At 36.9% G+C, this 11,010-nt stretch carries 13 protein-coding genes and 5 pseudogenes; 13 read left to right on the top strand and 5 right to left on the bottom strand.

Features of this window, described 5'->3' with window-relative positions; genetic code table 11:
* Positions 1-807 (bottom strand): IS256 family transposase (locus EGT49_RS09585; RefSeq protein ID WP_135373773.1); only part of this gene is annotated, 807 nt, incomplete at its 3' end.
* Positions 808-1,314: 507 nt separating this feature from the next.
* Here EGT49_RS09585 and EGT49_RS12660 point away from each other — a divergent pair.
* The 9 genes and pseudogenes from EGT49_RS12660 (at position 1,315) to EGT49_RS09540 (ending at position 6,643) form a co-directional block, all read left to right on the top strand.
* On the top strand, positions 1,315-1,812 hold the full coding sequence (locus EGT49_RS12660; RefSeq protein ID WP_002327635.1) for a DNA recombinase: 498 nt from the start codon (positions 1,315-1,317) through the stop codon (positions 1,810-1,812).
* Positions 1,813-1,989: pseudogene (locus EGT49_RS09575) on the top strand (recombinase); the annotation flags it as partial.
* A 1-nt stretch (position 1,990) separates the two neighbouring features.
* Positions 1,991-2,146, top strand: a pseudogene (locus EGT49_RS09570) (class I SAM-dependent methyltransferase); the annotation flags it as partial.
* Positions 2,147-2,178: 32 nt separating this feature from the next.
* Positions 2,179-3,042 (top strand): aminoglycoside nucleotidyltransferase ANT(6)-Ia, encoded by an 864-nt coding sequence (locus tag EGT49_RS09565; RefSeq protein WP_002294505.1) that lies wholly within the window; start codon positions 2,179-2,181, stop codon positions 3,040-3,042.
* 43 nt (positions 3,043-3,085) lie between these two features.
* Positions 3,086-3,613 carry a phosphoribosyltransferase family protein gene (locus tag EGT49_RS09560; protein ID WP_002294507.1) on the top strand — a complete coding sequence of 176 codons (528 nt, stop codon included), beginning with the start codon at positions 3,086-3,088 and terminating at the stop codon, positions 3,611-3,613.
* 131 nt (positions 3,614-3,744) lie between these two features.
* Positions 3,745-4,533: an aminoglycoside nucleotidyltransferase ANT(9) gene (gene ant(9) / locus EGT49_RS09555; protein WP_027622104.1), complete on the top strand. Its 789-nt coding sequence runs from the start codon at positions 3,745-3,747 to the stop codon at positions 4,531-4,533.
* Positions 4,534-4,776: 243 nt separating this feature from the next.
* Positions 4,777-5,223: an aminoglycoside 6'-N-acetyltransferase AAC(6')-E526 gene (locus EGT49_RS09550; protein ID WP_128470137.1), complete on the top strand. Its 447-nt coding sequence runs from the start codon at positions 4,777-4,779 to the stop codon at positions 5,221-5,223.
* A gap of 295 nt (positions 5,224-5,518) precedes the next feature.
* Positions 5,519-6,013, top strand: a complete 495-nt coding sequence (locus tag EGT49_RS09545) for a nucleotidyltransferase domain-containing protein (protein WP_128470136.1) — start codon at positions 5,519-5,521, stop codon at positions 6,011-6,013.
* 138 nt (positions 6,014-6,151) lie between these two features.
* Positions 6,152-6,643 (top strand): transposase, encoded by a 492-nt coding sequence (locus tag EGT49_RS09540; RefSeq protein ID WP_246013830.1) that lies wholly within the window; start codon positions 6,152-6,154, stop codon positions 6,641-6,643.
* A 169-nt stretch (positions 6,644-6,812) separates the two neighbouring features.
* Here EGT49_RS09540 and EGT49_RS09535 read toward each other — a convergent pair.
* Positions 6,813-6,932, bottom strand: a pseudogene (locus EGT49_RS09535) (recombinase family protein); the annotation flags it as partial.
* Between the two features lie 79 nt (positions 6,933-7,011).
* On the opposite strand from EGT49_RS09535, the pseudogene EGT49_RS09530 reads away from it, so the two are divergent.
* Together EGT49_RS09530 and EGT49_RS09525 are read left to right on the top strand one after the other, a co-directional pair.
* Positions 7,012-7,119, top strand: a pseudogene (locus EGT49_RS09530) (recombinase family protein); the annotation flags it as partial.
* Positions 7,085-7,285: pseudogene (locus tag EGT49_RS09525) on the top strand (MFS transporter); the annotation flags it as partial. The pseudogenes EGT49_RS09530 and EGT49_RS09525, both read left to right, overlap by 35 nt.
* A gap of 408 nt (positions 7,286-7,693) precedes the next feature.
* Here EGT49_RS09525 and EGT49_RS09520 read toward each other — a convergent pair.
* The 3 genes from EGT49_RS09520 to EGT49_RS09510 are packed head-to-tail and all read right to left on the bottom strand — an operon-like array spanning position 7,694 to position 10,052.
* Positions 7,694-8,554, bottom strand: a complete 861-nt coding sequence (locus tag EGT49_RS09520; protein ID WP_135373771.1) for an ABC transporter permease — start codon at positions 8,552-8,554, stop codon at positions 7,694-7,696.
* Position 8,555: 1 nt separating this feature from the next.
* Positions 8,556-9,419 (bottom strand): ABC transporter ATP-binding protein, encoded by an 864-nt coding sequence (locus EGT49_RS09515; protein WP_135373769.1) that lies wholly within the window; start codon positions 9,417-9,419, stop codon positions 8,556-8,558.
* A 48-nt stretch (positions 9,420-9,467) separates the two neighbouring features.
* The gene (locus EGT49_RS09510) at positions 9,468-10,052 is read right to left on the bottom strand and encodes a recombinase family protein (RefSeq protein WP_125607107.1); all 585 of its coding nucleotides are present in this window, start codon (positions 10,050-10,052) and stop codon (positions 9,468-9,470) included.
* Positions 10,053-10,250: 198 nt separating this feature from the next.
* On the opposite strand from EGT49_RS09510, the gene amaP reads away from it, so the two are divergent.
* On the top strand, positions 10,251-10,811 hold the full coding sequence (gene amaP / locus EGT49_RS09505; protein ID WP_135373767.1) for an alkaline shock response membrane anchor protein AmaP: 561 nt from the start codon (positions 10,251-10,253) through the stop codon (positions 10,809-10,811).
* Positions 10,812-10,822: 11 nt separating this feature from the next.
* Complete coding sequence (locus tag EGT49_RS09500; RefSeq protein WP_003596522.1) at positions 10,823-11,008, top strand: DUF2273 domain-containing protein; 186 nt, start codon at positions 10,823-10,825, stop codon at positions 11,006-11,008.
* Positions 11,009-11,010: the final 2 nt, after the last annotated feature.

Raw genomic sequence — 11,010 nt, 5'->3', positions numbered from 1 at the left:
GCTTTTTCGCACATGTGATGTGAGATTACGAAGCACATGGACTAAGCAGCGCTGAAACTTAGCAGTTGGATAAATTTCTGCAATCACATTTTCGAGCCCAATAAAACCATCGGCGATGAATAACTGAACCTTTTCAATTCCTCGATTGCGTAAACTTTCAAGTAGTTCACGCCATGCTTCACCATTTTCGTTTGGTGCTACCGAGAAGTCTAAGACTTCTTTACCGCCGTCACTACGAATTCCAATGGCGATATTAACCGCTTCGCGCTCAACAGTTTCGCGCTTGAGCGGAATATAAGTAGCGTCTAAGAACACGCAAACATACTGTGAGTGCTTAAAGGTCCTGTCATGAAACTCTTCAACCAAGTTGCCAACTTGCTTAGTAATATTTGAAACGGTAGTTGGTGAATAGTAATCGCCATACATGCGCTCAACTAAATCAGCGATTTCACGAGTTGTGATGCCTTTGGAATACATTTTAATAATCATCGATTCCAGAGTATCTGTCCGCCGTGAATATGGTTCGAATAAAGCGTTACGAAATTTATTCTTACGATCGCGCGGAACCGTAATATTGATTGGTCCAAATTCAGTATCGATGGTTCGCTGATACGATCCGTTTCTGGCGTTGTCCCCATGAGAGGAACTGTCGTTACGCTCATAAGGTTGGTAGCCTAAGACTGCCGACAATTCTTCTTGAAGTAATGTATTGACGGTTTGTTCTAACTGATTGCGAAAGACATCTTTTAATGATGTTTTAGAGTCAGAAGATAGCGCGTCAAGAATTTCTTTGTTAAACTGATTCATAGGGAAAGCCTCCGTTTTGATTGTGTTTAGCGATTTAATCATACGGGGAAGGCTTTCCCTTTTTCAATTTAATTTAGAAATTTACACAAAATATTTTACACTCCCCAATAAGAGAGCGTAAAATATCTTGTGTAAATGGTAGATTGTAAAATTAATCCGAACAGCGTTCGGATTAATTTTACAATCTACCGATAACCCTGAATAATTCATAGTTTTACTAATAGTCTTTCCTAACATTGATTTAATAGTCTTTAAAGTATTCTGCTTCATCACCCATTAGGTGATGAAAAAAGAACCCCTTTCTGATTTAGCGGACAAATACTTTGACCTAATCTCAGAAGATATAAAAGAAAAAATAATAAAATATCCGATTTATACTTTGTATAAAGAACTAAAGTAGTTAGCAAATCATTTACAGCAAATCACTATGTTCCACATACCATTTTACATACTTACCTTATCCACGACACATGTTGAGATAGTATCGAAGATAAAGAAAGTTGCTCCATGTTGTTTTTGCGAGATGGGGAAATCAAAGCCACATTGACAACCATGATGAATAAGCTTGCTTTCAGTCATAAGCTAATCCTAGAACCACTTTTCAAGTCAGTTAGCCAAATCGATGAAGAAAGCGACCGTGAAAGAATGGACGCTATTGATAAGCTAATGGAGCAACTATTGGAAGAACGCAATACCCTTATTGCACTGATGTCCAAAGGTTTCCTAGAACCTGCTCTTTTTAATCAGGAACGAAATGTTTTAGATAGTGAGATTAAAAATCTTACTACCGAAAAAACAAACCTGGTAACGAACTCTGCGAGTGGGGTTTTGCGAGCAAACGAGATAAAGGACCTCATTAATTATGTGTCAGCAGATAATTTTAATGGTGACTACACGGAAGAACTATTTGAAGAATTTGTAGTGAACATCATTGTAAATTCCAGGGATGAGCTGACATTCAATTTGAAATGCGGTCTTTCCCTGAAAGAAAAGGTGGTGAGATAAATGGCATATATTCCATATGGATACAAAATTCAAGATGGAGTGGTTACTGTCGATGAAAAGGCAGCAGGTCAAGTAAAGGTATTCTTTGAGAAATACATATCAGGACTATCCCTTACAGTGGCTGGCGAACAGGCAGGTATTGAAAAGACACATTCTGTGATGGGGCGCATTTTGAAAACTGACCACATATCTAAATACACTGCTTTCAAATAGTTTTATAATAAATCAGATTGTGGAGCCACAGCCGCCAGAGAACATGATGGATATTCCGGGGATGGCGGATGAAATGCGACGCCCAATGATGCTGATTGTATCGGCAAAAAAGAAGATGTAATAATATAGAAAAAATAAACGAGGAGTATGTAAATGAGATCAGAAAAAGAAATGATGGATTTAGTACTTTCTTTAGCAGAACAGGATGAACGTATTCGAATTGTGACCCTTGAGGGGTCACGCGCAAATATTAATATACCTAAAGATGAATTTCAGGATTATGATATTACATATTTTGTAAGTGATATAGAACCGTTTATATCTAATGATGACTGGCTTAATCAATTTGGGAATATAATAATGATGCAAAAGCCGGAGGATATGGAATTATTCCCACCTGAAGAAAAGGGATTTTCCTATCTTATGCTATTTGATGATTACAATAAAATTGATCTTACCTTATTGCCCTTGGAAGAGTTAGATAATTACCTAAAGGGCGATAAATTAATAAAGGTTCTAATTGATAAAGATTGTAGAATTAAAAGGGACATAGTTCCGACTGATATAGATTATCATGTAAGAAAGCCAAGCGCAAGGGAGTATGATGATTGCTGCAATGAATTTTGGAATGTAACACCTTATGTTATTAAAGGATTGTGCCGCAAAGAGATACTGTTTGCAATCGATCATCTGAACCAGATTCTACGGTTTGAACTACTTAGGATGATGTCGTGGAAGGTTGGGATAAAGACAGAATTTTCATTAAGTGTTGGGAAAAATTATAAGTATATTAACAAATACATTGATGAAGATCTATGGAATAGATTATTATCTACATATCGCATGGATTCCTATGAAAATATTTGGAAGTCATTATTTATATGCCACCAATTGTTCAGGGAAGTGTCCAAAGAGGTAGCAGAACTACTGGGGTTTGATTATCCAGAGTATGGTAAGAACATAACAAGATATACCGAGGACATGTATAAAAAATATGTTGAAAATGACTATTTTTAAAGATTAGCAAAGATTATTAACCATAAGCAAGGGGTGTAAATGTATGGAAAGTACTGATGTTATAAATGAAATTAGAGGTATATTACCTCGTAACTCAATTGGAAAATATGATTTACTAACTATTTTTACACATAAAACCGTTTTTGATAAAATTGTAAAAGTACTATCATTGGATTTTCAAAATAAAGTAGATTATGTGGCTGCCCCAGAAGCAATTGGATGGATACTAGGCACTGCCATAGCCAAAGAACTTGGAGTGGGGTTTATTGGAGTAAGAAAAGGTGATAAGCTGCCATACGCAAAAGAAGAGATTATTTCGACACATTTTACCGACTATTCAGGTCAAGATAAAAGCTTTGAAATATCTAAGAGTTCTATTGTGAGGAACAAAAGAGTTTTGATTGTAGATGATTGGATAGAGACAGGTTCTCAAATGAAGGCTTTAATAGCTTTGTTAGAGAAATTGGATTGCAGCATTATTGGGTTGGCTACTATTGGGATTGATATAAATGAGGTTACTCAAAAATGGATAGACAGCAGTTTTGTAGCTTATATTGGCTCAAACATATAATAAACCGAAAGAAAATCTTGAATCAAAATTTTGGATGGCGTTAATTTACAATACAACGAAAGATGTTTACTCTTTTTTTATAAATTTTAAGAGGCGTTAAAAAACAGTTTTCAGACGAAAGGAGATCGAAGTTGAGTATAGATTTAAGTAACAAAAAAATTCCGAAAGAAGCAATTCAAGCATTAAAAACTATAGCGGAACTACTTGATAATATGTTAATTGGGGTGTATTTGTATGGTTCGGCAGTAATGGGTGGTTTACGTATGAATAGCGATGTAGATATTTTGGTAATAACAAATCAAAGTTTATCTGAAAAAACTCGAAGGAATCTTACAAATAGGTTAATGCTTATATCTGGGAAAATAGGAAACATAAAAGATATGAGGCCTCTTGAAGTTACGGTCATAAATCAAAAGGATATTGTCCCTTGGCATTTCCCCCCCAAATATGAATTTATGTATGGCGAGTGGCTAAGAGAGCAGTTTGAAAAGGGAGAAATTCCTGAGTCGACTTATGATCCGGATTTAGCAATACTTTTAGCACAACTAAGAAAAAATAGTATTAACCTTTTGGGACCAAAGGCAACAGAAGTAATTGAGCCTGTGCCAATGACAGATATTCGAAAAGCAATTAAAGAATCGTTGCCCGGGTTGATAACTAGCATTAAAGGTGACGAACGCAATGTGATTTTAACTTTAGCCAGAATGTGGGTGACAGCATCTACTGGTGAAATCAGATCAAAAGATCTGGCAGCTGAATGGGCAATACCTCAATTACCTTATGAGCATGCCATTTTACTTGACAAAGCAAGAAAGGCTTATCTAGGAGGGTATATTGATAAGTGGAAAGGAATGGATTCTGAGGTGACTGAACTCGTTAATAATATGAAGAAGTCTATAGAGTCTTCCCTTAATCTCTAAAAGGCTGGTGTTGAGAATTCCATTGATAGGTTCTCTCATACCGAAATTTCTTAAAATGGTCAAAAACCGCTGGATATGTTCCCGTCTACCGATAGTGCAAAAAGTGTCGTGGATATGTTTCCGAGAACGGACATACCCAAATGACATTCATTCTATCCTCTCAAGCCACATTGAGACGGTAGTATTGATGTCGAGGCTGTAATATAAGCTGTTTTATTTCTAAAAAAATAAGGAGAAAAACTTATGTTAAGAAAAGCAATAATATCCGATTTGAATACAATAACGCAATTAGCAATCCTTCTATGGCCGGATAATGAATTTGATGACCTAAGGCAGGAAATGAAAGAATTGATTTTAGATAAAGAGGCTGTATTTTTTTTGTATTTTGATAATGATATTCCTGTCGGGTTTGCACAATGCCAGCTTCGACATGATTATGTTGAAGGTACAGACAGCAGTCCGGTTGGCTATTTAGAAGGTGTTTTTGTAATGGAGAATTATCGAAATAAGGGTATTGCTACGCAATTGCTCCAACACTGTGAACTGTGGTCTAAAGAAAATGCTTGTACTGAGTTTGCCAGCGATTGTGAAATTAGCAATGCAGAAAGTTATGTTTTTCATATGAAATTCGGCTTTCAAGAAGCCAATCGTATCATTTGCTTTAAAAAGGATATCACACTACAAAGTTAGAAATCACTGGAAGACAAATCTACACAAAACACAAATGACTGTACTTTTTCTGTTTGAGGAAACAAGTCCATAAAGCCGCTTTTTGATAGTCATGTGGTCAGATTAGATGTCATAGCTCGGTGAGTGGTCGGGTTGGATGTCGGCGTTGGCAAGTGGTCGGGTTAGATGTCGGGGGTCGCGAGTGGTCAGGTTGGATGTTTTTTCGGAAACTTTTGAGGTTGTGTGGTCGGGTTGGATGTTGGCTAAAAAACATTGCTATTGTAACGATAAATTAGAATTTGAACGGAGAAGGTGCATGGTAAATAAAAAAGATGCCATTGAGATAATTTTATACGCCGAAGAAAATGGAATTGCCATTTGGTTAGATGGTGGCTGGGGCGTTGATGCTCTTTTAGAAGAAGAAACAAGGCTCCACAACGATATTGATTTATTTGTGGAAGAAAATAATAGTAAAAAGTTTATTGAAATAATAAAAGAAAAAGGTTTTGCGGAAGTTACAGAAGCATATACCACTACAAATCACACGATTTGGAAGGACGCTCAAGACAGGATAATTGATTTTCATATATTTAAATTCAACGAACAAGGATACATTGTTTTTGAAGGAGAAGCATATCCCCCAAAAGTGTTTAGTGGTATTGGGAAAATAGGCGATAAAATGGTTAGATGTATTGATGCTGAAAATCAAGTATTATTTCATCTGGGCTATGAGCATGATGAAAATGATATGCATGATGTAAAACTATTGTGCGAGAAATTTAATATTCCTGTTCCTAGTGAATACAAGTAACTGAAAAATTCCAATTTCTCTATCAATAGTTCAATAAATTAGAAAACTACATGAAAGAGAATCGACTAAACTGTACACAGAATGTCGGATGAGTAAACGCACCCTTTGATAATATTGATGATGAAAGGAGGTTGTTCAATGGATTCTTTGAGAAGTATGAATAATGCATTGGCATATATTGAAGAGCACTTAACAGAAGAAATTGATTATAGTGAAGTATCTAAAGATGAGCTAGTTCCCTGGAACCACGCATTCGTAGTGACCAGCCTGGCCTCCGAGGCTCCAGAGACTTTGTTCAAGACCTATAGACAGCGGGGCAATGCTGAGAACCAAATTAAGGAGCTGAAATGCGGGTTTGGCTTTGACAAAACAGACAGCTCAACTTTTGCACGGAACACTGCACGAGCCTTGATCACCGGTATTGCCTATAACCTGGTTCAGCTCTTTAAACAGCTCTTTGTCTCGGAAGACCGTCGTTCAACCATCTCCTCGCTACGGTTCAGTCTCTTTCACATCGCCGGTAGGATTACTTGGCACGCCCGTCGTGTGGTGATTCATCTTGCTTCTAACTATGTTTACAAGAACTGGTTTAGTCGGATCATGGACGAAGTCCATCAGTTGGCGACCTGAACTGAATAACTGAATAGGTCGTGCGTCGAGCCGAAAACTGGGTCGGTCTGTTCGTGGTGCATCGATCACCAACTTCTCCGCTCAGTCAGTATTCGCAACGCTCCAAACGTTGCTTTCAGACCGGCCAGATGCGATTTCATGTCCCCAATACCGAGGTGAATAATCCAGGATAAATATAGCGTTTTTGACGATTAGGTGAATGAGGACCATATTCGCGAATTTTGCCCTTATATTTGCCCTGGCGTTTGGCAATTTCTATGCCTTGTTGTTGCCGTATCTTAACAGTTGTGGCCTCTTTTTTTGATGCTGTATAATTAAAGGGTTAGATCCGTGTCATTACTTAATGACATAAATAAGGAGATAAAAAGATGAAATATGGCTATGCGCGGGTCAGTACCACTGATCAAAAATTAGCAAATCAAATTGAGTTACTAAAATTGGCAGGAGCAGAAAAAATTGTTAGTAGGTCTCAAACAATTGGCACAAAAAGAAGCTTTAACGACAGCTTTGAGAAAAATTAAGCATACTAAGAATCGACAAATCAGCCAGGCCTTCAGTCATACCTACTTAGTAGGAGCGGTGATTGTTTTGATTCTGTCGCCGATTGCTTTGTTGACAGATCGTAAGCCTTTAAAAAGTTGACCTGTGGGCTTGTTCGTAACTTAATTCGATACGGATTACAAGCTAAATCTAAAAAGGTACCTCGAATATGAGGTGCCTTTTTAGGTAGTTTCTTAGATGCTATTTGTTTTATCAGTATCATTTGTATATTTTCGGTATCAAATTATGTAAAATGATGCTGAAAGGAGTGAGATGATCCTGAAAAAATTTGATTATAAGGTAGATTGTAAAAATTATCCAAAATCAATTTAATCCAGCATAGTTTATTGGCTAGGCCAATATCGTAATGTGACTGCGTGTCGATGCAATTAAGGCAGATTCCAATTTAATCGGATTTTTATAGGCATTATTGATCCCTCGCAATTCACTTGGAGTGCTTAATCAATAATCACAAAATATTGGTCTACTTGTTTCATCATATTTGCTATCTCAATCAACCGTTCTCACATTTTCCTTGCTTCGAATTAAGTCAACAATTAGTAAAACTGCTATTCCTAATAAAAAAACTACGGTAAGGAGCACAGTCGTTTGCATTCCAGTTAATAAATGATGCCACTCTAACTTAATCCCCATCGTTTTTTCAAAATGGCTTTGCTGACCATGAAAAGCGGTTTTTAATTTATCTGCCATAAGTATTTGTCGATAAATGGCTGCTACATATGCACCCGGAGTTAATTTGATAAGTAACTGCGCAAAGTTAGGAAGAATACCAATTGGAATATAGGTACCCACTAAAAAGCCAGAGGCCGTGCCAACAATTGTTCCTATAGCGTTCAAGGAATCAAAGCGACTAATAAACTGGATAAACAGCATATTAATTACAACTGCTAGTAAAGAGCTAAAAAGAGCAACGCAAATTACAGCTGGTAGCGACTCCCATGGCATGGTCAAGTTATCTGTGATTGAAAAGTATCCTATCATCAGTGCGAACATAACTATTTGCATAATAAAGCCAATCAAAGCGGCACTTAACATATAGCTCATGGTGATTTCAAAATGAGAAAGGTCATTTAAATAAAAATCTTTAATAACCTTGCGTTCTTTATCTTTTACTAATTGTCCAAGTGAGGTAAGGGTGGTTGTGATGGCAGTCACTGATAAAGTCCCTCCAATCAACCAAAAATCAAGTAATTGGTGAGAACTAGGGACAGTTTTCCAGCTACTTATCATTGACTTTTTTAGAAAGACAATATATAAGAGAAATGAAATCATTGCTCCCAATAATGAAAAGAATACTCCGGGGCGATTGCGGAAATACAACAGTAGATTTCTCCTTGTTAAAGTAATCATATCAACGCATCTTCCTTCCGGTTAATGACAAAAAAGCATCATCCATCGTTCCCTCTTGATAAGTGAACGTTTTAATGAAAACACGAAACTTTAATAATAATGAGAGTGCTTCGTCAGAATTAGCCTTTAAACAAATGGTCTTATGATTAATCTGCGTATGAATTATTTTACTTGGTATCAATGCCATTAATTGATCAGCTTGTTCAGAAACAATCACGAGTTTACTGCTGGAGTTTTGTGTTTTAATTTCATCAGCGGATCCGCTGGCAATTATTTTGCCATGATCAATAATATAAACCTCATCTGCATTGTCTGCTTCTTCAAGATAGTGTGTCGTCAAAATAATGGTTAAATTATTTTGACTTTGCAATGAATGCAACAATTTCCAAATTGCCGAGCGGGTTTGGATATCCAAACCCGTAGTTGGCTCATCCAAAAAAATAATATCAGGTTGATTAAGTAGAGCTCTTGCTATATCAACTCGTCGCCGTTGCCCACCAGAAAGTCGGCCGTATTTTTGATTAATAAATTCAGTTAACCCGATTTTCTGAATCAAAGCATCAATATGATTAGATTTGGCTTCTTTATAAAGTCTATTTCGAATACTCAAATTTTCCATAACTGTCAAATCATTATCTAAAATACTCTGTTGAAATACCATGCTAATCTTTATGTCTGGTTTCATCTTGATCATTCCACTGGTTGGATTTAAGATCTTTGTGAGCATCGATATAGTGGTTGTTTTACCAGCGCCATTGGGTCCTAGTAGAGCAGTTAAGCTTCCTTCTTTGATTGCTAAATCAATATGGTCAACCACCACTTTTGATTGATAAGTTTTAGTAAGTCCCCTTGTTTGAATGATCATTATGTCGCCCTCTCTAAACTAGTATAACGTAATTATCGCATGTAAATCTCATCTTTTTATATTGCACTTCTTGCGATATCTGATAAAAGTTGTTCGCTTAATACCGGTATTACGGGCGACGTCTACATCACTCATGCCCGTCTGATAAAGCTTAAAAGCATGTAGTAAGCGGGGATCATCTTCGGTATATTGGGGTTTGCGCCCATGATATTTCCCCTGCTGTTTGGCCAGGAAAATCCCCTGTTGTTGACGCTCAATAATCCGCTTCCGTTCACTTTCGGCCTGATACTTATACAGTTCAATGATTAAGTTAGTCATCAGTTGACGCAAGTTAGGATCCGCAATCCCCGTCATGGACGGCAAATTCAACACATCTAGGGTGGCACCTTTGTTCTGAATGGTGTTCATAATCTTAGTTAAGTCCTGGTTGTTTCGGCCCAAGCGATCTAATTCAGTGACCAGGACAATATCTCCCTCACGAATATAGGCCAGCATTTTTTGCAGTTCTGGCCGATTAGTGTTAGCTCCACTTAATTTATCCGTAAATAATTTATCAACGCCTTTTAAGGCCGCTAGCTGTCGATCTAAATTTTGCTCTTTGGAACTCACACGAGCATAACCAATTTTAGCCATTTCCAGTTCTCCTTTTGGACAGTTCTAATGAACATTTGTAATTCCTAGTATAGCACAGAATCAAAAAAGGCCAATAGGGTATACCCTAGTGGCCTTTTTTGGCTTAGTCAAACAAAAATCTTAATTGGTTCCTTATAAGAGCATATAATTCCATCATCACAACTGTCTTGCTATAATTATGGTAAAGGTGGTGGTGATTTGCGATTTATATTTAAGGCATTAATAGTAGTTTTTATTATCCTTGCATTTCCTTTATCCATAGTTCTTGTCTTTAAAAATTGGTCAACGGTCATTGGTACTAGTACACCCATGTCATTAAAGCTTGGTTGGTTGGAGCAGTACGAACCGATATACCTCTTTTGGAGTGGAGTAATTCTGGCGGTACTGTTAATTATTTTTTTGCTTATCACACTTTTTTGGCCACGGTCACAATCATTATATCTTCATCAAAAGTCTGATGGTCAAGTGACCGTCAGTAAGAAAGCTATTGAACATTTTGCGCTTTCAGCACTTCAACATGAACCCTTTATTGGCAACCCCAAGGTATCATCTAAGTTATCACGAAAAGGTATCACACTTAAAATATCGGGTGATCTACTAAATTCAGTCAATGCCAAGAAACAGACTGCAAATTTTCTTAATCAATTAAAAAAAGATTTGCGTATTTGTCTTGGAATTTCTGAACAGAAAAAAATTAAAATCAGACTCGTTGATTTTAATGAGTTGGACGCTAATGTGCATAAATCTCGAGTTATCTAGGAGGTGATATCGTGACCGAACTCATTAAAGCCTATTTTTGGCCACTAATTGGTGGAATTATGGGATTGCTCTTAGCGGTCCTTATCATCACTTTTGGATTTTTCAAGACGCTTTTTGTTTTGATTTTTATGGCAATCGGGATTACTGCGGGTTATTATATTCAAAAAACTGGTATCTTAACAAATGTTTTTAAATAACT

This window comes from Companilactobacillus suantsaicola (assembly GCF_004745525.1).
Taxonomy (GTDB): domain Bacteria; phylum Bacillota; class Bacilli; order Lactobacillales; family Lactobacillaceae; genus Companilactobacillus; species Companilactobacillus suantsaicola.
The sequence above is the reverse complement of the archived record's forward strand: the minus strand, read 5'-3'. Positions and strand labels throughout refer to the sequence as shown.